Here is a 24,084-nt window from a genome sequence, read left to right as displayed (position 1 = left end):
GTCAACCGCTCCGGGCACGAGCCACCTTGCCCTGCGTTCCAGTTCCGTTCTATCGCTTGAGCGGTGAGCGACGCCCCCGCCCTGCCTGCGATTCCCCTGCCCGCGATCCACGCCAGCCACGCCGGCTGCTGGTTGCGCAGCGGGGCCGGGATAACCCGCCCGGCGGGCAAGGGCGAGGCGGTGATGGCCGCCGCCGATACCCCGCTGTTGCTGCTCAATGCCCCGCTGGTGGCGACGCGGCTGGGCTATCCCGATCTGTCCGGGCTCGATCTGCTCGAACTGTTCGCCTTCATCCACCCGGCCCGCTTCGTGGTGCCGACGCCCAAGGGGCTGGCTCATGTGCTGGACCTGCCCGAACCGGCGGGGGACGAGGACGTGCCCGAACTGCTCCAGCAAGCGGCCGAAGCCTTGCTGGCCATTTGCGGCGACCCCGCCTGGCCCGAGCGTGAGGGAGCGTGGAGCGCCTTGCAGAACCTCACGCGGCTGCGCTGGCCCTGGGCTCCGCTGGTAACTGCGCGGCTAGCCGCCCCGGCCCGGGCCGAACGCTGGCTCTTCGCCCGCCTGCCCGAATGGCAGGAAGCGCCTGAGCGGCCTCAACCGGCGCAGGTCGCGCTTGATCCGGCGGCCGTTTCCGCGCGGCTGGCGCAACTGACCGGCGAGGGGGCGGAACCGCGCCCGGCCCAGGTCGCCTATGCCGGGGAGGCTGCCCAGGCCTTTGCCCCGCGCGCACGCGAAGGCATGCCCCAGCTGCTGCTCGCCCAGGCCGGGACGGGGATCGGCAAGACGCTGGGCTATCTCGCCCCGGCCTCGCTCTGGGCAGAGCAATCGGGCGGCACGGTCTGGGTTTCGACCTATACCAAGGCGCTGCAACGCCAGCTGCGCCGCGAGAGCCGTCGGGCCTGGGCCAGCACCCGCGCCGATGGCAGCCAGCCGGTGGTGGTGCGCAAGGGCCGCGAAAATTACCTGTGCTTGCTGAACCTTGAAGATGCCTTGCAAGGTGGTTTCGCAGGTCGTGCGGCGGTGCTGGCACAGCTGGTGGCGCGCTGGGCAGCCTATAGCCAGGATGGCGACATGATCGGGGGCGATCTGCCCGGCTGGCTGGGCACCCTGTTCCGCCAGCGCGGGATCAAGGCGCTGACCGATCAGCGCGGCGAATGCGTCTATGCCGGTTGCCCGCATTACCGGAAGTGCTTCATCGAACGCGCCAGCCGCGCCAGCGCCCAGGCCGACCTGGTGATCGCCAATCACGCGCTGGTGATGGTCAACGCCGCACGCGGCCGCGATGCTGCCCAGCGCCCCACCCGGATCGTCTTCGACGAAGGCCACCACGTGTTCGAAGCGGCGGATTCGACCTTCGCCGCCGCCCTCACCGGGGCCGAGGCGATCGAGCTGCGGCGCTGGGTGATCGGCCCGGAACGCGGCTCGAAGGGGCGGCGGCGCGGGCTGTCAGCGCGGCTGGCCGATGTCGCCAGCTATGACGAAGCCGGGAGCAAGGCAATTGCCGCCGCGCGCTATGCCGCCGAGGCCCTGCCCGGCGACGGCTGGCTGCAGCGCCTGGCCGAGAACGCTCCATCGGGCCCGCTGGAGGAACTGCTCGGCGCGGTGCGCGCCACGGTCTATGCCCGCGATGAAAGCGGCGGGCAGGATGCAGGCTATGGGCTGGAGACCGAGGCGGCGCAGCTTGACGGGGCCTTTGTCGAACGCGCCGGGGCGGCCCAGGCAGCCCTGGCCGAACTGCGCGTACCGCTGATCCGGCTGGGCGTGCGGCTGGAAGCGATCCTGGCCGATCCGCCGGACTGGCTGGACGGCGCCGGCCGCGCCCGGATCGAGGGCGCGCGCCATTCGCTGGCCTGGCGGATCGACTTGCTCGCCGCCTGGGAAGCCCTGCTGGAACGGCTTGGCGGCCCGGCCGATCCCGAGTTTGTCGACTGGCTGGCGGTGGAACGCAGCGAGGCGCGCGAATTCGACGTGGGCCTGCACCGGCGCTGGCTCGATCCGATGAAGCCGTTCGCGCGCACCGTGCTGGAACCGGCGCACGGGGTGATGATCACTTCGGCCACGCTGACCAATGGCGGGGACTGGGACACGGCAGTGGACCGCAGCGGCGCCCGTGCCCTTGGCCTCGCCCCGCGCCAGTCGAGCTTCGACAGCCCGTTCGACTATGCCCAGCAAGCCGAAGTGCTGATCGTGACCGACGTGGCCAAGGGCGACATTTCCGCCCTCGCTGGGGCCTATGGCCGCCTGATCGAGGCGTCGGGCGGCGGCGTGCTGGGGCTGTTCACCGCGATCCGCCGCCTGCGCGCAGTTCATGGCCGGATCGCCGACCGGCTCGCCCGCAGCGGCCTGCCGCTCTATGCCCAGCATGTCGATCCGATCGATACCGGCACCCTGGTCGATATCTTCCGCGACGATCCGCGCGCCAGCCTGCTCGGCACCGATGCCCTGCGCGACGGGGTGGACGTGCCCGGCCATTCGTTGCGGCTGGTGGTGATGGAGCAGGTGCCCTGGCCCAAGCCATCGATCCTGCACCGCGCGCGGCGGCTGGCCCATGGTGGCAGCGACTATGACGATCAGATCATCCGCGCGCGGCTGGCCCAGGCCTTTGGCCGCCTGATCCGCAGCCGCGACGATCACGGCCATTTCGTGGTGCTTTCCGCCGCTTTCCCCAGCCGGCTCCTCTCGGCCTTCCCGGCGGGAACGCCAATCCGCCGGGTCACGCTGGACGAGGCTTTACAAAGGGTCGCGGGCGGTGTTTCTGGCGCTCCCGTCCAGTCTGAAAGCCCCGCGTAAGATTCCGATGAAAATCCTCGGCCTGTTCCGCCACGCCAAGTCCGATTGGGGCGATCCGCGCGCCCGCGATTTCGATCGCCCGCTCAACGCGCGTGGCCGTGCCGGGGCAGAGATCATGGGGCGGCATATCCGCGATCATGGGGTGCGCTGGGAACGGGTGATCTCATCCCCCGCACTGCGCTGCGCCGATACGATCGAACTGGGCTGCGCGGCCACCGGCCAGCCAGTCAAGGTCAACTGGGACCGGCGGATCTACCTCGCCAGCGGGGTGACCCTGGCCGACGTGCTGCGCGACCAGGAAGGCGATCCCGCCTCGATCCTGATGGTCGGCCATAACCCGGGGCTGGAGGACCTGATCTTCGACCTGGTGCCCGACGATGGCACCAGCCTCTTGCGCGATGTGGTGGAGGAAAAGTTCCCGACCGCCGCCTTCGCCGTGCTGGAACTGAACATCGATAAGTGGACGGACCTCAAGGACCGCTGTGGCAAGCTGGTCCACCTCGCCCGCCCGCGCGACCTCGACCCGGCGCTGGGGCCAGAGCGCTAGGTTCAAGCGCTAGGTTCAGACGACCTGCAGCGGCAGGTGAGGTTCGGGCGCATGCTCGATCGTGATCGTCGCGCCAACCGCCACCTCACCCCCGGTCAGCACGACGGCCATGACGCCGCTCTTGCGGATCAGGCTGCCGTCGGCGGCGCGATCGAGCATCGCCTCCATCAGCCCGGGTGCGATCCCGTTGATCTGGTTACAGGGATTGCGCAGGCCCGTAATCTCGATCAGCGCCGCATCGCCCAGCCGCAGCCGGGTGCCCGCCGACAGGCCCAGCAGATCGATCCCTGCGGTCGTGACATTCTCACCCAGCTGGCCGGGGCTGACGACAAAGCCCTTGCCCGCCAGCTCATCGAACAGTTCGGCATGGATCAGGTGGACCTGGCGCAGGTTCGGCTGGGTGGGATCCTTCGCCACGCGCGAGCGATGACGCACCGTCTCCCCGGCATGGGCATCGCCCTCCACCCCCAGCCCGGCCAGCAGGCTGATCTGCTGGACGCCCAGCTTGGAAAAGTTGTGCGCACCATCACGGGCTAGCGAGACGACAAGACCGGCCATGCGCCTGTCCTAGGTCGCAACCGGAATAGCGGCAAGCAGACCGGCAAACCGGTACAAAATGCCAGGCCCCACCCACTCGACAGCGTCCCCGTGCCTGCCTATGGGGTGCTTTAACCGCCTGATTAAGTAACCGGAGAAGCCTGCCCATGTCGCTGCCCGCCCCGTTTGACCGCCTGCGCCTGCCCGTGATCGGATCGCCGCTGTTCATCGTTTCCGGCCCGGAACTGGTGATCGCGCAGTGCAAGGCCGGGATCATCGGCAGCTTCCCGGCGCTCAACGCCCGCCCCTCGGGCGTGCTCGACGAATGGCTGCACCAGATCACCGAAGAACTGGCTGCGCATAACCGCGACAATCCGGATCGCCCGGCCGCGCCCTATGCCGTCAACCAGATCGTCCACAAGTCTAACAACCGGCTTGAGGAAGACATGGAGGTCTGCGCCAAGTGGCAGGTGCCGCTGACGATCACCTCGCTGGGCGCGCGCGAGGACATCAACAATGCCGTTCACGCCTGGGGCGGGATCGTGCTGCACGACGTGATCACCGATCGCTTTGCCCGCAAGGCAATCGAAAAGGGCGCCGATGGCCTGATCCCGGTGGCAGCCGGGGCCGGTGGCCATGCCGGCACGCTTTCGCCCTTCGCGCTGATGCAGGAAATCCGCGAATGGTTCGATGGCCTGATTGCGCTGTCGGGTTCGATCGCCTGCGGCCGCTCGATCCTGGCCGCACAGGCCATGGGCGCGGACTTCGCCTATATCGGCACCCCCTGGATCGCCACCAAGGAAGCCCGCGCCGTCGATGGCTACAAGAACGCGATCGTCGAAGGGCGCGCGGACGACATCGTCTATTCGAACCTCTTCACCGGGGTGCACGGCAATTACCTGCGCCCCTCGATCGTTGCTGCGGGGCTTGACCCCGATAACCTGCCGGAAAGCGATCCGAGCGCGATGAACTTCGGTTCGGGTGGCAATACCGAGGCCAAGGCCTGGAAGGACATCTGGGGTTCGGGCCAGGGGATCGGCGCGGTCAAGGCGGTGGAAAGCGTGGCCGACCGGGTCGACCGGCTGGAAGTCGAATACAACCAGGCCCGCACCGAGCTGGCCGCCAAGGCCCGGATGACACTGGCCTAGGCCTGGTCCCCTCCGGCCCGCACCGCATCGGCGGTCGCGGGCCACAGGTCTGCTGCCAGGGCATCGAGTTCGGCAAAGTCGGCACCGCTGCCCAGCGGATCGCGCAAATTGAGCAACAACCGCCGCCGCTGATCGAGCAGGCGGCGGCGCAGCGCCCGTTGCAAGAGGTGTAGCCGGGCCAGCGCATCGTCCAGCGCCCGGTCCGGATCGCGCGGGCGCTGGGCCGCCCAGCCCGCCTCGATCTGGCCGACCCGTTCATAGACCAGCGCGGAATAGCCCCGGTGCGGCCCGCGGTGCAGCGGCAAGCCGCTGCGCAGCACGGCCTGGTCATTGGCTGGCAGCAACAGGCCGTTGCAGCGAAAGTCGTCAAACCGCAGCCGCTCTGACCCCAGCGCCGCGAACAGCCGCGCCGCGCCGTTCCGGCCCAGCAATTGCCGGGGCAGCAGGTGATGCCGCTGCAACCCCGGATCGTGGCCGGGCAGATCAGCGCGATTGACCGCGCGAAACGGCAGGAAGCTGCGTCTTCGTGCGCCCGGCTCCACGTTTAGCCGCCCGAACCAGTGGTGCGGACCAGCACCCTCACCTCGCTCCCCTTGCGGACCGGCACAGCCAGCAAGGCTTCTCCCGCCGGGCCGACGAGGTCCATCTCGATCTCGATCGGTCCTGCCAGCACGACCTGATGCACCAGCCGCACCGCGATCCGGGCCATGGCGGCGGGTGACAACCGCCGGTCCGGCTCGAACCGCAATTCCTGCCCGGCCAGCAAATCAAGCCCGCGCGTGACCATCGCCCCATTCGCTTGCCGCTCCAGCCCGGTCAGCACGAGGGCGGGAAAGACCCCGCCGCCAAGCCAGGCTCGGATAGTGCGCACGAAGGTGGCAGGTTCCACCCACGAGCCGGCCGGCGACCAGACCACGGCCAGCACGCCCGGCAGCTCGGCCAGCTGCGCCCCCAGCCCGACCAGCACCCGCAGGATCGGCAGCAAGCCGGCAGAATGCCGCAAGTGGGGACCGGGCGTCAGCACCAGCGTTTCCCCACCCGGATTTGCCGTCATTCCGATCGGGGTGCCTGCCGCGGGTAACGGTTCGGGCGGCGCGGGCGCGATCCCCCGGCAATCGAAGGTCAGCCCATTGGTGAGCAGTTCCAGCCAGCCCTCATCCGCCGCGTCATGAGAGATCGAGAAGGCCACATCGCCAATCGCCAGATTTCCGGCCGCGACCTGTGCCCCCGCCAGCGCGACGATGGCCGCACGGTCCGGGCGCTGGCCTGGCGCAAAGACCAGGCTCAGGCACGGGTTCGCATCCCGCTCAGTCATGGCCAGCCCGGTGATGATCGAAAAAACTCCGTAATTGCAGATACCTGCTTGGCATCAGGCACGGTTGATCGTCGAGTCCCCGCGCCGTAATTGCATCCGGATTGGAGCTTGTTTGACCGGAGCCGGTCAACCCGCAGGGGTCAGAACACGCCAAGCGCCAGCCCCTCCGCCAGCGCCGCCCCCAGCGCGCCAGCCTCGTCCAGCAGGCCTTGCGGCACGACCTTGGGCGCCATGATCGCTTCCGGGCTTTGCGCCCCCAGGTTGGCGATCAGCGGCGGGGCCACCCGGCGCAGCCGCCAGCCGGTAACGATCCGGTCAAGCTGGGCCTGGGCCCCGTGGCCATCGCTGCCGGCGGCAATGATCGTGGCAAAGGGCCGCCCCTCGATCCGGCCGAGCAGCGGGTAATAGCAGCGGTCGAAGCATTCCTTCATCGCCCCGCTCATCGTGCCGAGGTTTTCCGGGCAGACGAACAGGTAGCCCGCCATGCCCAGCAGGTCGGCCGGGCTGGCCTGTTCTGCGGGGAGCAGGATCGAACGGCCGCCGGTGGCCCCATGCGCGGCCTCGGCCAAGGCGCAGGCGGCGCCGGTGCGACTATGCCAGACGATCCCCAACATGGCGGCGATCATGGCGCAGCGGCGGCCGCGTGGAAAGGCGGCAAAAGCCTGCCTGCCCCCTTTTCCGCAGCGGCCCGGCGGGCTAATCGGCCAGCATGGCTTCCGCCCCTCCCTCCATTCTTGGCATTGACCGCTCGATCTCCGGCCGGGCCTGGCGCTGGCGCGGCGGCAACATGGACCTGTCGGGCAACGCGGCCTCGCTCGATCACGATCTGGTGACCCAACTGCTGCTGGCCCGCGGCGTGCCGCATGACGATGTAGAACGGCACCGCAATCCGTCGCTGCGCGCCTTCCTGCCCGACCCTTCCGCCTTTCGCGACATGGACCAGGCCGCCGAACGGCTGGCCCAGGCCGTGCTGACGGGTGAGAGGCTGACCGTCTATGGCGACTATGACGTCGATGGCGCGACCAGCGCGGCCCTGCTGATCCGCCTGTTGCGGATGCTGGGGCACGAGGCGCGCTATTACATCCCGGACCGCCTGCTCGAAGGTTATGGCCCATCGGGCGAGGCGCTGGTGCGGCTAGGGGCGGAAGGCTCCAGCCTGATCGTGACGGTCGATTGTGGGGCCATGGCCTTCGATGCCCTGGCCCAGGCCCATGCCGCCGGGATCGACGTGATCGTGGTCGATCACCACAAGTGCGCGGCCGAGCTGCCGCTGGCGACCGCGCTGGTCAATCCCAACCGGCTCGACGAGGATGACCTGGCCGCTGCGCACGGCCACCTCGCCGCTGTCGGCGTGGCCTTCCTGCTGGCCATTGCCACGGTGCGCGTGCTGCGCCAGCGCGGCTTTTTTGCATCGCAGCCCGAACCGGACCTGTTCTCGCTGCTCGATCTGGTCGCGCTGGGGACGGTGGCCGATGTCGCGGCGCTGCATGGGCTCAATCGGGCGCTGGTAGCCCAGGGACTGAAGGTCATGGCCCGGCGCGAGAACATCGGCATGGCTGCCTTGATCGACGCCAGCCGCCTGACCCGTGCGCCAACCTGCAGCGACCTTGGCTTTGCCCTCGGCCCGCGCATCAACGCCGGTGGCCGGGTGGGTGAGGCAACACTTGGCGTGCGCCTGCTGACCACCGAAGACCCGGACGAGGCCCGCGCGATTGCCGCCCAGCTTTCCGCCCTCAACGAGGAACGCCGCGCAATCGAGGCGGCGGTGCAGGAGGCGGCCGAGGCGCAGCTTGATGCCCAGCACAACCGCGCCGTGGTGGTGCTGGCCGGGGCTGGCTGGCACCCCGGCGTGATCGGGATCGTCGCCGGCCGGATCAAGGAAAAGGCCGGTCGCCCCGCGCTGGTGATCGCGCTCGATGCCGACGAGGCGGGCCATGGCAAGGGCTCGGGGCGCTCGATCGCGGGCGTGGACCTGGGCGCGGCGATCATTGCCGCGCGCGAGGCGGGTCTGCTGGTGGCCGGGGGCGGCCATGCCATGGCCTGCGGCCTGACCATTGCTCCCGATCGCCTCTCGGCCCTCGCCGAATTTCTTGATGAGCGGCTGGGTTCGGCCGTTACCGCCGCCCAGTCCGGGCAGTCGCTGGCGCTCGACCTCGCGGTTGCGCCCGGCGGGCTGGTGCCGCCGCTGGTCGACACGCTGGAAAGTGCCGGCCCCTATGGCATGGGCTGGCCCGGTCCGCGCATTGCCGTGGGCCCAGTCCGGCTCGTCAAGGCTGACCTTGTGGGCCGCGATCACGTGCGGCTGATCGTGCGCGGGGACGATGGCGCCAGCTTCAAGGCGGTGGCCTTTCGCGCCGCCGAAACCGACCTTGGCCAGGCCTTGCTGCACCGGGCGCAGGGCCGCAAGCTGTGGCTGGCCGGTCGGGCGAAGATCGATGACTGGGGCAGCCGCCCGGCGGCCGAGCTGCACATCGAGGACGCCGCCTGGGTCGATTGAAACTTTCTTGCTGAATCGGGCTTGACCCCCTTGGCGCGCTTGCCTAAAGGCCCGCCTGCCCAACGGTGCAATGCCCGGATGGCCCCTTCGTCTAGCGGTCTAGGACGCGGCCCTTTCACGGCTGAAACACGGGTTCGAGTCCCGTAGGGGTCACCAACACTTCCGGCGCATTTGCCCACTGGCACGCCTTGCCCAGAGAGACTAACCACCTCCCCTGAAATGATCGGCAAGCGCACCTTCCCCATCGCTGGTTTCGTACTGGCCGCGCTTACCGCGATCGGCTTGCTCGTGGCCGGCATGAACCTGTGGCTGGTGGGCGCCGTGCTGCTGCTGTGGGTTGGCTCGCTGTGGCTGACCCTGCCCGAGCCCGAAGTGACCGAGGCCCGCGTCGACCGCGCCGAAGTGACCCGCGACGCCGTGCGCGAGGCAATCGAATCGCTCGGCCAGCCGCTGCTGGTGCTCGAAGGCAACCGGATCGTCATGGCCAATGCCGCCGCGCGCCAATCGCTGGGCGCGCACGTCCAGGGCCAGGACGCGCGGATCGGCCTGCGCCATCCCGATGCGATGCGGCTGCTGGAAATGGCCGATGGCGAAAGCGTCACCATCAGCGGCTTCACCGGCCCGCGCAGCCTGTGGCAGTTGACCCGTCGCCGGATCGATCGGCAGCGCTGGATCATCGAACTGGCTGACCGCACGATCGAGGCCGATGTCAGCCGCGCCCACACCGATTTCGTCGCCAATGCCAGCCATGAACTGCGCACGCCGCTGGCGGCGATCATCGGCTATGTCGAAACGCTCGAAGATGGCGGTCCGGCGGTCGACGCCGAGGCCAGCAAGCGCTTCCTGGGGATCGTGCTGCGCGAAGCGCGGCGGATGCTTTCGCTGGTCGAGGACCTGATGTCGCTCAGCCATGCCGAAGCGGAAAAGCACGACCGGCCGACCGAACCCCTGGACCTCGGCAAGCTCGCCGCGCGCGTGGTCGGCGAAGTGGCCACCCTGCGCGGCAAGGAGCGGGTCCAGCTGACTGCGGCGGCAGAAGGTGCCGTGGTCGCGGGCGATTCGACCCAGCTGGAGCAATTGCTGCGCAACCTGATCGACAATGCCCTGAAATATGGCGGCGACGAATCGCCGGTCGATGTTTCGGTGGCCCTGACCGATGCCGGCCGGGCGGAGCTGCGCGTAGCCGACAAGGGGCCAGGCATCGCGCCCGAGCACCTGCCGCACCTGACCCGGCGGTTCTATCGCACCGATCCCGGCCGCAGCCGCGCCTCGGGTGGAACGGGCCTGGGCCTTGCGATTGTGAAGCATATTGTCGAGCGCCATCGCGGCCAGCTGGACATTGCCAGCACCCTGGGTGAAGGAACCTGTGTATCGGTGTCCTTCCCACCTCGCGCAGCCACGCCGACTTTGTCATAAACCTGTCATGAAACTGGGCCAGAGCGCTTTCGATCCCCCCATTTGGAGGCCGATTGCATGACCAAGACCAAACTTCTCATCGCCGTTGCCGCGACCACTCTCATTGCGGCCTGCGGCGGCCAGTCGAATTCGCGCGACCAGATCCGCGCCGTCGGCTCGTCCACCGTCTATCCGTTCGCCAAGGCGGTGTCGGATTCGCTCGCCAAGTCGAACACCGAGTTCAAGTCGCCGATCATCGAATCGACCGGAACCGGCGCCGGCATGAAGCTGTTCTGCGCCGGCGTCGGCGTGCAGCACCCGGACATCGTCAATGCTTCGCGCCGCATCAAGAAGTCGGAGTTCGAGGATTGCCAGAAGAACGGCGTGAAGGACATCATCGAGATCCAGGTCGGGCTTGACGGCATTGCCTTTGGCGAAGCCAAGAACGGCCCCTCGATCCCGCTGACCCAGGCCGATGTCTACAAGGCGCTGGCCGCCAATCCCTTTGGCAAGCCGCAGACCGCCAAGACCTGGGCCGACGTGAACCCCGCCCTGCCGGCGATTCCGATCCTGGTCTATGGCCCGCCGTCGACCTCGGGCACGCGTGACGCGCTCAAGGAACTGGTCCTGATGAAGGGTTGCGATACCGACCCGGCGATGAAGGCGCTGAAGGACAGCAACAAGGAAGAGCACGAGAAGGTCTGCACCGAAGTGCGCAACGATGGCGCCTATGTCGATGCGGGTGAGAACGACAACCTGATCGTGCAGAAGCTGGAAGCCAATCCCAAGGCTCTGGGCGTGTTCGGGTTCTCCTATCTGGAAGAGAACATGGACAAGCTGAAGGGCTCACCGATGAACGGCGTCGACCCGACCTATGCCACGATCTCGGACTTCAGCTACCCAGGTGCGCGCCCGCTTTACATCTACGTCAAGGCGGCCCACGTCAGCGCGATCAAGGGGCTCAAGGAATATCTCGCGGAATGGGCCAAGAACTGGAGCAAGGGCGGTCTGCTCGCGCGCCAGGGCATGGTCGTCTCGCCGGATGACGTCCAGGCCAAGAACGCCAAGATCGTCAGCGACCTCACCGTCATGACCGCTGATGGCCTGAAGTAAGCCTGACAAAAACAGCCAAGGAACCGCACGAACGATGTCGCCAGCCATACCTCTGCTGCTTGCCCTTGGGCTTGGGCTGATTGCATGGCTGGCGGCGCGTTCGCGCGCCTGGGCGTTCAAGCGCGCGGCCCCGGCGGGGACCCGCGCGCCACTGCATTCGCTACCCAATTACCATGGCTGGTACGTGGCGCTGTGGACCGTGATCCCGGCGATCCTGTTTGCCGTGGTCTGGAACGCGGTCAGCCCCGGCCTGATCTTGACCCAGGTCACCGGCCACCCGGCTGCAGCCAGCCTGCCGGCCTTCGGGATCGAGCGTGAAACCATCCTGTCCGAGGCCTTTGCCGTGGCCCGCGGCAGTGCGGCGGGCGCGTTCAATCCCGCCGCCAATGCCCTGGTCGAGCCGGTCCGCGACGCGATCGGGCTCTATGGCACCATCGGCATTGTCGTGACCGTGCTGCTCGGCTTTGCCGGCGGAGCCTATTCCTTCCTGAAGCTGCGCCCCGATTTTACCGCCCGCACCCGGGTGGAACGCGCGGTAATGATCGGCCTGCTGGTCGCCTCGCTGGTCGCGATCCTGACCACCTTCGGCATCGTTGCCTCGCTGCTGTTCGAAACGATCCGCTTCTTCGGTTTCGTCACCCCGGCCGAATTCCTGTTCGGCACCCATTGGGGACCGGATCCGATGGCCGCGCCGGGTGCCAACCTGGGCGAGGATTATGGCGCGATCCCGCTATTCTGGGGCACGATCTTCATCGGCGCGATCATCGCCATGATCGTGGCCATCCCGCTCGGGCTGATGAGCGCGATCTACCTGACGCAATATGCCTCGGCCAATGTCCGCAAGTGGATGAAGCCCCTGCTCGAGATTCTCGCCGGGGTGCCCACTGTGGTCTATGGCTATTTCGCGGCGCTCACCGTTGCGCCGCTGGTCCGCGATGCCGCGCAGGCCGCCGGGATTGCCAGCGCCTCGAGCGAAAGCGCGATGGCGGCCGGCCTTGTCATGGGCATCATGATCATCCCCTTCGTCTCCTCGATGGCGGATGACAGCATTGCCGCCGTGCCGCAGGCCATGCGCGACGGCAGCCTGGCGCTGGGCGCAACCACTTCGGAAACGATCAAGCGGGTGCTGATCCCGGCCGCCCTGCCCGGCATCGTCGCCGGCGTGATGCTGGCCGTCAGCCGCGCGATCGGGGAAACCATGATCGTGGTGATGGCCGCCGGGGCCACCGCCCGATTGACCGCCAATCCGTTCGAATCGATGACCACGGTCACCTTCCAGATCGTCGCCATGCTGACCGGCGAAGGCAGCTTCGACCATCCCGCCACGCTGTCGGCCTTTGCCCTGGGCTTCGTGCTGTTCTGCGTGACCCTAGCCCTCAATTTCATCGCCTTGCGCGTCGTCAAGCGGTTCCGGGAAGCTTATGAGTAACGTCTCGTCCGAACGCCTGAAGGCCCGTTATGCCGCCGAGCGCCGGTTCCGCGCGCTGGGCCTCATCGCCGTGGTCTTTTCCGCGCTGGTGCTGGCTTTCCTGCTGTTCACCATGACCGCGAACGCGGTCGGCGGGTTCAAGCGCGCCGAACTGCGCTTCACGGTCGATCTGGCCGCGAGCGGGATCACGGCCGATCCGGCCAGTCTGGCCGATAACGATGCCCTGAACAGGCTCGAAACGGCGGGCCTGCCCGAGGTGGTCACCATGGCCGCCACCAAGGCGCTGGGCGCCGAAGCCGCGGCCGAACTCGATCCGCAGGCCTGGCGCGAACTGGGCCGTGCGATCGCCGCCGATCCCGTGCTGCTGCAGGGCACGGTCGAGGCCGCGCTGCCGGCCAGCGATGATCTGGCTGCCGCGCTGCGCGGCGATGGCGCCAACGAAGGGCTCAAGACCCTGGCCGAAAAACTTGCCGCCGATGGCAAGCTGGAACGCGCCTGGGATCCCGGTTTCCTCAGTCGCGCCGATGCCACCGGCCCGCAGGCCGTGGGAATCTGGGGGGCGCTCAAGGGCTCCATGCTGACCATGCTGGTCACGCTGCTGCTGGCTTTCCCGGTCGGCGTGCTGGCGGCGGTCTATCTTGAGGAATATGCCCCCAAGAACCGCTGGACCGATGTGATCGAGGTGTCGATCAACAATCTGGCTGCGGTTCCCTCGATCATCTTCGGCCTGCTGGGTCTGGCGGTGTTCCTCTGGATCTTCCCCAATTACCGCTCGGCCCCGCTGATCGGGGGCATGACCCTGGCGCTGATGACCATGCCGGTGATCGTCATTTCCGGGCGCAACGCGATCAAGTCGGTCCCGCCCTCGATCCGCGACGCGGCGCTGGCCGTGGGTGCCAGCCGGGTGCAGACCGTGTTCCATCACGTCCTGCCGCTGGCCCTCCCCGGCATCCTTACCGGCACCATAATCGGCATGGCCCGCGCGCTGGGTGAAACCGCGCCGTTGCTGATGATCGGGATGCGCGCCTTCGTCGCCAGCCCGCCGGAAGGCTTCACTTCGCCCGCCTCGGTCCTGCCGGTGCAGATCTTCCTGTGGTCCGATGAAATCGACCGTGGCTTTGTCGAGCGCACCTCGGCCGCGATCATCATCCTGCTGCTGTTCCTTCTGGTGATGAATGGCCTGGCCATCTATCTCCGCAACCGTTTCGAGAAACGTTGGTAACCCCATCCCCATGACCACCCAGCACAACCTTGATCCCGTCGACGCGAAGATCAGCGCGCGCAACGTTTCCATCTATTATGGGGAAAAGCGCGCGATCGACGACGTTTCGATCGACATCCCGACCCAGTACGTCACGGCCTTCATCGGCCCGTCGGGCTGCGGCAAGTCCACCTTTCTGCGCGCGCTCAACCGGATGAACGACACCATCGTCGGCGCCCGGGTAGAAGGTGACATCACGCTGGATGGCGAGGATATCTACAAGTCCGGGATGGACGTGGTGCAGCTGCGCGCCCGGGTGGGGATGGTGTTCCAGAAGCCCAACCCCTTCCCCAAGTCGATCTATGAAAACATCGCCTATGGCCCGCGCATTCACGGCCTGGCGGGCAGCAAGGCGGATCTCGACACCATCGTCGAAAAGTCGCTGAAGCGCGCCGGTCTGTGGGAAGAGGTCAAGGACCGGCTGGCCGATAGCGGCACCGCCCTGTCGGGTGGTCAGCAGCAGCGCCTGTGCATTGCCCGCGCCATCGCCGTCGATCCCGAGGTTATCCTGATGGACGAGCCGTGCTCCGCGCTCGACCCGATCGCCACCGCGCGGATCGAGGAACTGATCGACGAGCTCAAGGGCCGCTATGCCATCGTCATCGTCACGCACTCGATGCAGCAGGCGGCCCGCGTTTCGCAGCGCACCGCCTTCTTCCACCTCGGCAAGATGGTGGAATACGGCAAGACCAGCGACATCTTCACCAATCCCCGCGAAGAGCGGACCAAGGATTACATCACGGGACGTTACGGCTGATGGCAAGCGAACATACAGTCAAAGCCTTTGACGAGGACATCACCCGCCTGCGCGGTCTGATCGCCGAAATGGGCGGCCTGGCCGAAGTTTCGCTGGCCGAAGCGATGGAAGCCCTGGTCAAGGGCAACAGCGAACTCGCCAACGGCGTGATCGCCCGCGACAAGCGGATCGATTCGCTTGAGGCCGAGGTCGACAAGCTGGCAATCCGCGTGATCGCCCTGCGCGCGCCGATGGCCGATGACCTGCGCGAAGTGATCGCCGCCCTGAAGATCGCCGGGGTGGTCGAGCGGATCGGCGACTATGCCAAGAACATCGCCAAGAGCGTCGACAAGATCGATGGCCGCAAGAAGTTCGAGCCGCTGACCCTGATTCCGGCCATGGCCGAAGTGGCCGGCGGCATGGTCCACGATGTGATGACCGCCTTTGCCGCCCGCGATTCCGCCCTCGCGGCCGAGATCGTGGCCCGCGACGACAAGGTCGATGCCTTCTACAACAGCATCTTCCGCAACCTCGTTTCGCACATGATCGAGAACCCCTCGTCGATCAGCAGCGCGGCCGAACTGTTGTTCGTCGCCCGCAATATCGAGCGGATCGGCGATCACGCCACCAACGTCGCGGAAATGGTCCACTATGCCGCAACCGGGTCCTACCTGACCGACCGGGAAGACACGGCGGGAGCCTGAGCCATGGCCAAACCACGCCTGCTGCTGGTGGAAGACGATCCGGCGCTGGCGGAACTGCTGGAATTCCGCTTCACCGCGGAAGGCTATGCCGTGACCGCTACCCCCGATGGCGACGAGGCCCTGCTGCTCGCCCAGGAAGAAGCGCCGGACCTCGTCGTGCTCGACTGGATGGTCGAAGGCACTTCGGGAATCGAGGTCTGCCGCCGCCTGCGCCGCGACAAGGCCACCGCCCACGTCCCCATCATCATGCTGACCGCGCGCGGGGCCGAGGATGACAAGATCCGCGGCCTCGAAACCGGGGCCGATGATTACCTGACCAAGCCCTTCTCCCCGCGCGAGCTGCTGGCGCGTGTCAACGCGATCATGCGCCGGATCCGCCCGGCGCTGGCAGGGGAAACGCTGACCGTCGGCGACCTGTCGCTCGATGCCACGGCGCACAAGGTGCTGCGGCGCGGCCAGGTGATCCAGCTTGGCCCCACCGAATTCCGCCTGCTCAAGTTCTTCATGGAACACCCGGGCCGCGTGTTCAGCCGCGGCCAGCTGCTCGACGCCGTCTGGGGCACCGAAAGCGAGATCGAGCTGCGCACGGTCGATGTCCATATCCGCCGCCTGCGCAAGGGGATCGAGATCGACGGCGCGCCCGATCCGGTGCGGACCGTGCGTTCGGCGGGGTACGCGCTGGAGGCGGTTTGAGGTCTACGGCAGTTAAGCAGTGCGCGGTTATTTTGCGTGACTGGCTCGGGGCATCAGAGCAGCTAATCCGGCTTTGCTTGTAGAGGCCTCATAGACTGGCTCCTCTTCGATATTTCTCGGCCGCCAGTTCTCGATTTGCCCTAAGGCCTTCTCCGCTTCCTGACAACTTAACGCGCGATGCTCTTCGCGGTGATGACCGTAGAATATCTCCAGCAGGCCCTGCCTGACGAGCTGCGAAACAAACTCTACTCGACGATTGAATGACCAATCTGGAAAGGCAGAGTTAAGCCACCAATCAACTTCCCAAAGGCCGTACCAGTCGTCAGACGTATAATCTATTATTGCCCTCTGCTCTTCGGTCAAGAGTGGGTCCTCTATACCGCTCACATTTTCCCGCTCAGCTCTCATGGCCGGTACACTACCGGTTCTCAGAAATACCCGCAATGTTGTCGTGTTCGGATACGGCCTCAGGTCCTTTCAGTCCCCTGCCTTCCCGGTTAGCACCTCTTTGTCTTGCTAATGAAAATCCCGCGATTTCGGGATGACCCGGGCATCGCGGGGATGGCCGGCGCGGTGGTAGGGGGCCATGCGGCCCTGGACCGGGCGGCGGACTTCGTCGGCGCGGTCGAGCGTCTGGGGCAGCAGGTCGTCCGATAGCGCGTGGAGCGCCGCCGTGGCGTCGGTCAGGTGGGTGGCGATGACGTGGATCACCTCGTCGTCATACTCCACCCGCCCCTTCACCTCGATCAGCCGCGCGCCCATGATCACCTTGCGCTGGCGCTCCATCACATCGGGCCAGATCACCAGGTTCACCACCCCGGTCTCGTCCTCCAGCGTGATGAAGCAGACGCCCTTGGCGCTGCCGGGGCGCTGGCGGATCAGCACCACCCCCGCCACCTGCACGGCAGAGCGGAACTTGCGGGTCCGCAGCTCGCTCGCCCGGATAAAGCCGCGTTCGGCCAACGAAGCGCGCAGGAAGGCCAGCGGGTGGGCCTTCAGCGAAAGCCGCTGGGTCTGGTAATCGGCCACCACTTCCTCTGACAGCGGCATGGCGGGCAGGCGGGTGGCGATCCGCTCCGCCCCCTCATCGCGCGCCGCCATAGCGGCGAACAGCGGCAGATCGGGCGCGGGGATCAGGCTGCGCGCATCCCACAGCGCCTGCCGCCGGGTGAGGCCGAGGGAATTAAAACAATCGGCCGAAGCCAGCCGCTCGACCAGCGCGGGCGACAGCCCGGCCCGCTCCTTCAACTCGCGCACATCGCGAAACGGCCCACCCGCCTCGCGCGCCGCCACGATCCGCGCGGCGGCAGCTTCGGGGAAGCCATCGACCTGGCGCAGACCGAGGCGGAGAGCCCCGTCTTCCAGCCCATTGTCCCACCCGCTGGCATTCACATCGACCGGCAGGACAATCACCCCATGCTCGCGCGCGTCGCGCACGATCTGCGTAGGGGCATAGAAGCCCATCGGCTGCGAATTGAGCAGCGCGCAGGCGAAGGCTGCCGGGTAATGGCACTTCAGCCAGGACGAGACATAGACCAGCAGGGCAAAGCTGGCGGCGTGGCTTTCGGGAAAGCCATATTCGCCAAAGCCCTTGATCTGGCTGAAGCAGCGGGTGGCGAAATCGGGATCATAGCCGCGCGCCACCATCCGGCCGACCATCAGGTCTTCCAGTTCATGCACCATGCCCCGGCTGCGGAAAGTAGCCATCGCCTTGCGCAGCCGGTTGGCCTCCAACGACGAGAACTTGGCCGCATCGAGCGCGATCTTCATCGCCTGTTCCTGGAAGATCGGCACGCCAAGGGTGCGGCCGAGGATCGAGGTTAGCTCGTCCGGCGGGCCATGCGCCGGGCCGGGCGCGGGAATTTCCACCGCCTCGGCCCCGCGCCGCCGCTTGAGATAGGGGTGGACCATGTCGCCCTGGATCGGCCCGGGGCGGACGATCGCCACCTCGATCACCAGGTCATAGAAACAGCGGGGGCGCAGGCGTGGCAGCATGTTCATCTGCGCCCGGCTTTCCACCTGGAACACGCCCAGCGAATCCCCCTGGCAGAGCATGTCGTAAACCGCCGGATCCTCGCGCGGGACCGTAGCGAGCGTCAGCGCCTTGCCGTGGTGCGCTTCCAGCAGGTCCAGACACTTCCTGATGCAGGTGAGCATGCCCAGCGCCAGCACATCGACCTTGAGGATGCCCAACGCGTCGATATCGTCCTTGTCCCATTCGATGAAGCTGCGATCGGCCATGGCACCGTTGCCGATCGGTACGGTCTCGGTCAGCAAACCTTCGGTGAGGATGAAACCGCCGACATGCTGCGACAGGTGGCGCGGCATGCCGATCATCTGCTGGGTCAGCGCCAGCACCCGCTTCAGGTGCGGATCGGCCAGGTCCATGCCGGTTTCCGCCATGTGCTTTTCCTCGATCGAGCGGCCGTAGCTGCCCCAGACCGTGCGGGCGAGCGCGCCGGTCACGCCCTCGGACAGGCCCATCGCCTTGCCCACCTCGCGTATCGCCATGCGCGGGCGATAGTGAATCACCGTGGCGCAGAGCCCCGCGCGATGGCGGCCGTACTTCTCGTAGATGTGCTGGATCACCTCCTCGCGCCGCTCGTGCTCGAAATCGACGTCGATGTCGGGCGGCTCGTCGCGGTCCTCGGAAATGAACCGCTCGAACAGCAGCGCATGCTCGACCGGGTTGACCGAGGTGATGCCGAGGCAAAAGCACACCGCCGAATTGGCCGCCGAACCGCGCCCCTGGCACAGGATCGGCGGCGTGCGGCTGCGCGCGAAATCGACGATCTCCTTGATGGTCAGAAAGTACTGGGCCAGCGCCTTCTTGCCGATCAGCGCCAGTTCCTTGTGCAGCGTTTCCGCCACGCTCTCGGGCACGCCATCGGGATAATGGCGATCTGCCCCCTCCCAGGTCAGCCGCTCCAGATAGCCCTGCGCGTCGAGCCCGTCGGGATAGGTCTGGCGGGGGTATTCATAGCGCAGCTCGTCTAGGTTGAAGGCACAGGCATCGGCCAGCTCGCGCGCGACGCTGATCGCATGGGGCCAGCGCGCGAACAGGCGCTGCATCTCCTCCGGCGATTTCAGGTGCCGTTCGGCATTGGCCTCCAGCAGGTGGCCCGCCACCGCGACCGTGGTCTTGTGACGGATCGCCGTCATCACGTCATGCAGCGGGCGGCGCTGCGGCGCGTGATAGAGCGCCTGGTTGGTGGCAAGAATGGCCAAGCCATGTTCGCGCGCCAGACCATCGAGCCGCTCGATCCGGGCAATGTCATCGCCGGTATAAAGATAGCTGGCGGCGATATGGCGCAGGCTGGGTAGTTGGCGGACCAGGTGGGGGAGCAGGTCGGGCAAGGCTCCGGTGATCGAACCGTTTTGGCGACCGCCGTTGAGCGACACGACATTGCTTTCCGCCGCGATGGTGAGTGGGGCATCGAGATCGCCCGGCGGCACCAGCACCAGGTGCACGCCCTCTGCATGCTCCGCGAGCATCCCCAGGTCGATCTCACAGGCCCCCTTTTCCTGCCATTCACCGTCGAGCTTCGCCATCCGGCCCGCCGAGATCAGGCGGCAGAGCCGGCCATAAGCGGCGCGATCCTGCGGATAGGCGAGGAAGGCCAGCCCCTCCACCGTCTCGATCCGGCAGCCGATCACGGGCTTGAGGCCCAGCGTCTTGGCCTCGGCATGGAGCCGCACCACCCCGGCCATGGTGTTAGCGTCGGCGATCCCGATCGCATCATAGCCCAGCGCGCGGGCCGTGGTGACAAGGTCGACCGCATCCGAAGCACCGCGCAGGAACGAAAAGCAGCTGAACAGGCCAAGCTCGACAAAGGGCGCGCGCTCCGGCGGCGGCAGGCTGGCAGGTTCGGCGCGGCGGCGTTCGGGGGTGAGCGGGGCGTCAGGCATAGAGCCCCTGCAGGAACCATTCGGGCGCCCCGCCCCGGCCATCATCGACCAGCCCAGAGCGGTAGATCCAGTACCGCCGCCCCGCCCCATCCTCGATCCGGTAATAGTCGCGCAGCCGCACGGTGGAGCGTTCACGCCACCATTCGGGGGCAATCCGCTCCGGCCCCTCGGCCCGGGCAATCTCGTGCACCGCGCCGCGCCAGCGGAACCGGCGGGGCAGGCCATCGGGGCTGGCATAAAGCACGGCGATCGGTTCGGGGCGGTCGAGCAGCTTCAGGGGGCGGGTGTGAAACGGCAGGTCGGACTGGCTGACCCTTTCCGGCTCCAGCGGACCAATCCATTGCTGCGCCCGCTCGGGTACGTGACTGGCGCGCGGCACCGGGCGGCGCACCGCTTCCGGGCCCAGCCGGATCGCCAGCCGGTCGATACAGGCGGCGAGCGAAGTACCATGCACTTCGGCCGCCGCTTCCAGATCGCGCTGGGCCAGCGCCAGCGGCTCAGTCCAGGGTGCGCGCAGGCGCGCGAGTTCGATCCCGAATCCGGCGTCGAGATCGTCCAGCTTGCGGCCGAACAGCGCGGCGATATGGGCCGGATCGCGGCTGGCAGCGGCCAGTTCCAGCCGCCGCTGCAGCACTTCGCCATCGACCTTCCACAGCGCCAGTTCCAGCCGCCGCGCGCCCAGCGCACGCGCTTCCAGCACCCGTGTCAGATCGGCGCAGAGATCGGCCAGCACCCGGTCGAGCAGGCTGCGGTGGCGGATCGGTTCCATCAGCCGCCGCTGGACCAGCGGCACGTCGACCGGGAGCACCGGCAGCAGCGGTTCCGGCACCCGGCCCAGCAACTGGTCCAGCCGGATCAGCGGATTGGCGGCGGGCGCCTTGTGATTGCGGAACCGCCGCGCCAGCGCCTCGCGCGCCACGCCGGACAGGTCGCCGATCCGCTTGAGGCCCAGGCGGCGCAGCACCAGCACCGTGCCAGGATCGAGCCGCAGCGCGGCAACGGGCAGGACATCGAGGCTCTCACCGGGATGCAGGATCGCCCGCTCCGGCCCATGATGCGCAAGCGCCCAGGCCGCCCCGGCAGTGGGCGCCAAGGCCGGCCGCGCGGCATATCCGCGCGCGGCGAAACACCGGGCGGCATCGGCCAGCATGGTTGCTTCCCCGCCGAACAGGTGCGCCACTCCGGTCACATCGACCACCAGCCCATCGGGCTGATCGAGCGCCGACCACGGCCCCCAGCGCTGCGCCCACAGCGCCAGCGCCTCCAGCGCGGCGCGGTCCCCCGCCGGATCGGCCGGGGCAACCGCCAGTTCGGGGCAGAGCGCGCGAGCATCGGCCAGCAGCATGTCAGACCGCACCCCGGCCTGCCGGGCGGCATCGTTCACCGCGGCCAGGCGCGGGCCATGGGCGGTTTCGGCAATCAGGGCCAGCGGGGCGGCGTCGCTACCCTGCCCCGGCCGCAGCCCTTCAGCCAGCCGCCAGCGGTCGATCGCCAGCCGGGGCAGCCAGATCGCCATGATGCGGCGCTGGCTGGGCCGGCTCGGCGGTGAGGACCTGTCCGTCATTGCGCAGGATCCATTCTCCGGGCGGGTGATTACGGGCGCGGAACAGTTCGGCCTGCCAGGCGGGTGCGCCGGGGGCCTGGGCATTCCAGCGTGGCGGCAGCGAGGGCGCAGCACGCACCGTCCAGCGCTGGCGGGCCGAGGACAGGTCGCGCTCTGCCCCCACCCGCAACAGCCACAGCGGCACGCCATGCTTTTCCGCCACCAGGCTGAGCCGACGCTGCGCGGTGAGCGAAAGGGCGCGGGGATTGCCTGCGATTTCGCCCACCACGAAAGCCAGGTCGCGGCAGCGCAGCCCCTCTTCCAGCGCGAACAGCGCATCCTCGGGCGTTTTCGCCGCGACATGGATCAGCCGGTGCCGCAGCATCGGCGGCAGGCCGGGTCGATAGGGCCGCCCGGTCAGCCGCAGCGCGGCGGCATCCTGCACCCACAGCCAGGGCCGCTCGTCCGGATAGTCGGCCACCGGATCGGCCGCCTGGCCGCGCAGCTGGGCCATTGCGAAAGCCAGCGCCAACCCCGCCCCGGCGGCATCGCCGGGTGCGGCGAACAGCTCGCTGTGCCGCTCATCGGGCCGTTCATTGGGCCCCGGCTGCCAGAGGCGGGTTTCCGCAGGCGCGGGCAGAACCGCGCCAAAGCGGCGGCGGCGGGCAAAGGCGGCCAGCGGGGTGGGAGCAGAAATGGTCATCGCATCGGTTCCAATGTTCTATTTATGTTCTCATCGGGTGCGATTCGCAACGAGTCTTTGCAGGGGCGGCTGGCAGGCAAAAAGAAAGGGCCGCTTCCCTTTCAGGAAGCGGCCCCTCTCCCCACCCGCTGGGGGGTGTCTGGTTATGCCGGATCAGTTGACATCGGCACCCGGCATCGGCGGCACGGGCAGGCCCGGCGCGTCCTTGTCGGTTTCATGCACTTCGACCAGGCCGCGGCCCACGTGGCTCTTGCGCCGACCATAGGCGAAGTAGACCACCAGGCCGATCAGTGCCCAACCCAGGAACATCAGCTCGGTGTAACCCGACAGGTTGAAGAACAGGTAGGCGCAGCCGATCACCGCCAGCGGACCGACCAGCCAGATCGCGGGCGTGCGGAACGGACGGTGGCGATCCGGCGCGGTGCGGCGCAGGATCAGCACGCCGATCGCCACGGTCATGAAGGCGAACAGGGTGCCCGAGTTCGAGATGTCAGCCAGTTTGCCAACCGGGAAGAAGGCGGCAGCGCAGGTCACGAAGATGCCGGTGATGATGGTCACCACGTGCGGCGTCTTGAACTTCGGGTGCACCTTGGCCAGCCCTTCGGGCAGCAGACCATCGCGCGCCATCACGAAGAAGATGCGGGTCTGGCCGAACAGCATCATCAGCACGACCGAAGGCAGCGCCAAGAAGGCGGCGAGACCAAGCAGGTTGCCGACGTTGACATAGCCGATCTCGCGCAGGACGTGGGCCAGCGCCTCGTCCGAGCAGACCAGCGGCACATTGCCCGCGCTGGTCAGCGCGGCGCACTGGGCCTGCAGCTCCTTGCTGCCCGTGGCCAGCACTTCACCCGCCGCGCCGAACACCGGCTGGGCGCCCACCGCACCGATCGCCCCGGCGGCGACCAGCAGGTAGAAGATGGTGCAGATCACGAGGCTGCCGATCAGGCCGATCGGCATGTTGCGCTGCGGGTTCTTGGTTTCCTCGGCCGCGGTGGAAACCGCATCGAAGCCGACGTAAGCGAAGAAGATCGAGGCTGCCGCCGCCGACACCCCGGCAAAGCCGAGCGGGGCGAAGGGTTCGAAGTTCTCCATCTTCATCACCGGCACGGCCAGGATGATGAAGGCGGTGAGCGCGACGACCTTGATCACCACCAGCACGGCGTTGAACGTGGCCGATTCCTTGGTGCCGACCACCAGCAGGGCGGTGACCAGCAGGGCCACGAAGATCGCCGGCAAGTTGATCCCGCCACCGACAGCCGCGAAAGCGCCCTTGGTGAAGAAGGCTGGCAGTTCCACCCCTAGCCCGGATTGCACCAGCCCGACGAAATAGTTGGACCAGCCGACCGAGACCGCCGAGGCGGCAATCGCATATTCAAGGATCAGCGCCCAGCCCACGATCCAGGCGACAATCTCGCCCATCGAGGCATAGGAATAGGTATAGGCCGAACCCGAAACCGGCACCATCGAGGCCATTTCGGCATAGCACAGCGCCGCCACTGCGCAGACGAAGCCCGCGATGATGAAGCTGACCATCATGCCCGGCCCCGCCTTTTGCGCGGCTTCGGCGGTCAGCACGAAGATCCCGGTGCCGATGATGGCACCGATCCCCAGCATGGTCAGCTGGAAGGCACCAAGCGAGCGATGGAGTGATTTCTTTTCGGCAGTGGCCAAAATGGCGTCGAGTGATTTGACGCGACCGAACATGCAAGTCCCCTAGAATCGTGCAGCCGGATGCAATGCCCGGCCGACCATTAGCTATGGCGG

At 67.5% G+C, this 24,084-nt stretch carries 20 protein-coding genes and 1 tRNA gene; 12 read left to right on the top strand and 9 right to left on the bottom strand.

Annotation, left to right across the window (positions count from 1 at the left end; translation table 11 throughout):
* Positions 1-81: 81 nt before the first annotated feature.
* Positions 82-2,790: an ATP-dependent DNA helicase gene (locus O9281_RS05055; RefSeq protein ID WP_298183923.1), complete on the top strand. Its 2,709-nt coding sequence runs from the start codon at positions 82-84 to the stop codon at positions 2,788-2,790.
* 7 nt (positions 2,791-2,797) lie between these two features.
* Entirely contained in the window at positions 2,798-3,337 is a 540-nt protein-coding gene (locus O9281_RS05050; protein WP_298183479.1) for a histidine phosphatase family protein, read from the top strand.
* Between the two features lie 15 nt (positions 3,338-3,352).
* Here O9281_RS05050 and O9281_RS05045 read toward each other — a convergent pair whose 3' ends face one another.
* On the bottom strand, positions 3,353-3,895 hold the full coding sequence (locus tag O9281_RS05045; protein ID WP_298183478.1) for an MOSC domain-containing protein: 543 nt from the start codon (positions 3,893-3,895) through the stop codon (positions 3,353-3,355).
* Between the two features lie 146 nt (positions 3,896-4,041).
* Here O9281_RS05045 and O9281_RS05040 point away from each other — a divergent pair, with 146 nt between their 5' ends.
* Complete coding sequence (locus O9281_RS05040) at positions 4,042-5,022, top strand: nitronate monooxygenase family protein (RefSeq protein WP_298183477.1); 981 nt, start codon at positions 4,042-4,044, stop codon at positions 5,020-5,022.
* Here O9281_RS05040 and O9281_RS05035 read toward each other — a convergent pair.
* The 3 genes from O9281_RS05035 to O9281_RS05025 all read right to left on the bottom strand — a co-directional run bounded on the left by O9281_RS05035 (position 5,019) and on the right by O9281_RS05025 (position 6,963).
* Positions 5,019-5,564: an AHH domain-containing protein gene (locus O9281_RS05035; protein WP_298183476.1), complete on the bottom strand. Its 546-nt coding sequence runs from the start codon at positions 5,562-5,564 to the stop codon at positions 5,019-5,021. The two genes, O9281_RS05040 and O9281_RS05035, sit on opposite strands and share 4 nt — an antisense overlap.
* A gap of 2 nt (positions 5,565-5,566) precedes the next feature.
* Entirely contained in the window at positions 5,567-6,337 is a 771-nt protein-coding gene (locus O9281_RS05030; protein WP_298183475.1) for a hypothetical protein, read from the bottom strand.
* A 140-nt stretch (positions 6,338-6,477) separates the two neighbouring features.
* Positions 6,478-6,963, bottom strand: coding sequence for an NAD(P)H-dependent oxidoreductase (locus O9281_RS05025; RefSeq protein ID WP_298183474.1), 486 nt, complete (start codon positions 6,961-6,963; stop codon positions 6,478-6,480).
* 83 nt (positions 6,964-7,046) lie between these two features.
* Between O9281_RS05025 and recJ the strand changes: the two genes are divergently transcribed.
* The 9 genes from recJ (at position 7,047) to phoB (ending at position 16,165) form a co-directional block, all read left to right on the top strand.
* Positions 7,047-8,834: a single-stranded-DNA-specific exonuclease RecJ gene (recJ, locus tag O9281_RS05020; protein ID WP_298183473.1), complete on the top strand. Its 1,788-nt coding sequence runs from the start codon at positions 7,047-7,049 to the stop codon at positions 8,832-8,834.
* A gap of 80 nt (positions 8,835-8,914) precedes the next feature.
* Positions 8,915-8,990: transfer RNA gene (locus O9281_RS05015), tRNA-Glu, on the top strand.
* A 63-nt stretch (positions 8,991-9,053) separates the two neighbouring features.
* Positions 9,054-10,250: an ATP-binding protein gene (locus O9281_RS05010; RefSeq protein ID WP_298183472.1), complete on the top strand. Its 1,197-nt coding sequence runs from the start codon at positions 9,054-9,056 to the stop codon at positions 10,248-10,250.
* Between the two features lie 57 nt (positions 10,251-10,307).
* The gene (locus O9281_RS05005; RefSeq protein ID WP_298183470.1) at positions 10,308-11,342 is read left to right on the top strand and encodes a substrate-binding domain-containing protein; all 1,035 of its coding nucleotides are present in this window, start codon (positions 10,308-10,310) and stop codon (positions 11,340-11,342) included.
* Between the two features lie 34 nt (positions 11,343-11,376).
* Positions 11,377-12,771 carry a phosphate ABC transporter permease subunit PstC gene (pstC, locus tag O9281_RS05000; RefSeq protein WP_298183469.1) on the top strand — a complete coding sequence of 465 codons (1,395 nt, stop codon included), beginning with the start codon at positions 11,377-11,379 and terminating at the stop codon, positions 12,769-12,771.
* Entirely contained in the window at positions 12,764-13,993 is a 1,230-nt protein-coding gene (gene pstA / locus O9281_RS04995; RefSeq protein ID WP_298183468.1) for a phosphate ABC transporter permease PstA, read from the top strand. Before pstC ends, pstA begins: the two co-directional genes overlap by 8 nt.
* Positions 13,994-14,003: 10 nt before the next feature.
* Positions 14,004-14,789, top strand: coding sequence for a phosphate ABC transporter ATP-binding protein PstB (pstB, locus tag O9281_RS04990; RefSeq protein ID WP_298183467.1), 786 nt, complete (start codon positions 14,004-14,006; stop codon positions 14,787-14,789).
* The gene (gene phoU, locus O9281_RS04985) at positions 14,789-15,472 is read left to right on the top strand and encodes a phosphate signaling complex protein PhoU (protein ID WP_298183466.1); all 684 of its coding nucleotides are present in this window, start codon (positions 14,789-14,791) and stop codon (positions 15,470-15,472) included. Before pstB ends, phoU begins: the two co-directional genes overlap by 1 nt.
* Before the next feature lie 3 nt (positions 15,473-15,475).
* A complete protein-coding gene (gene phoB, locus O9281_RS04980; protein WP_298183464.1) occupies positions 15,476-16,165 on the top strand; it encodes a phosphate regulon transcriptional regulator PhoB in 690 nt (229 codons plus the stop codon).
* Between the two features lie 27 nt (positions 16,166-16,192).
* Here the strand turns inward: phoB and O9281_RS04975 are convergent, their stop codons facing one another.
* From O9281_RS04975 to O9281_RS04955, 5 genes are all read right to left on the bottom strand, one after another.
* Positions 16,193-16,528: a hypothetical protein gene (locus O9281_RS04975; RefSeq protein ID WP_298183463.1), complete on the bottom strand. Its 336-nt coding sequence runs from the start codon at positions 16,526-16,528 to the stop codon at positions 16,193-16,195.
* A gap of 153 nt (positions 16,529-16,681) precedes the next feature.
* The gene (locus tag O9281_RS04970; RefSeq protein ID WP_298183462.1) at positions 16,682-20,074 is read right to left on the bottom strand and encodes an error-prone DNA polymerase; all 3,393 of its coding nucleotides are present in this window, start codon (positions 20,072-20,074) and stop codon (positions 16,682-16,684) included.
* Positions 20,067-21,638, bottom strand: a complete 1,572-nt coding sequence (locus O9281_RS04965; protein ID WP_298183461.1) for a DUF6504 family protein — start codon at positions 21,636-21,638, stop codon at positions 20,067-20,069. Before O9281_RS04965 ends, O9281_RS04970 begins: the two co-directional genes overlap by 8 nt.
* On the bottom strand, positions 21,541-22,320 hold the full coding sequence (locus O9281_RS04960) for a hypothetical protein (protein WP_298183460.1): 780 nt from the start codon (positions 22,318-22,320) through the stop codon (positions 21,541-21,543). The genes O9281_RS04965 and O9281_RS04960 overlap by 98 nt, the downstream gene beginning before the upstream one ends.
* Positions 22,321-22,473: 153 nt before the next feature.
* The gene (locus O9281_RS04955) at positions 22,474-24,024 is read right to left on the bottom strand and encodes an amino acid permease (RefSeq protein WP_298183459.1); all 1,551 of its coding nucleotides are present in this window, start codon (positions 24,022-24,024) and stop codon (positions 22,474-22,476) included.
* Positions 24,025-24,084 lie beyond the last annotated feature (60 nt).

The sequence above is a fragment of the Novosphingobium sp. genome (assembly GCF_027531025.1).
In the GTDB taxonomy this organism is placed as follows: domain Bacteria; phylum Pseudomonadota; class Alphaproteobacteria; order Sphingomonadales; family Sphingomonadaceae; genus Novosphingobium.
This window is presented reverse-complemented; position numbering and strand designations above follow the sequence as displayed.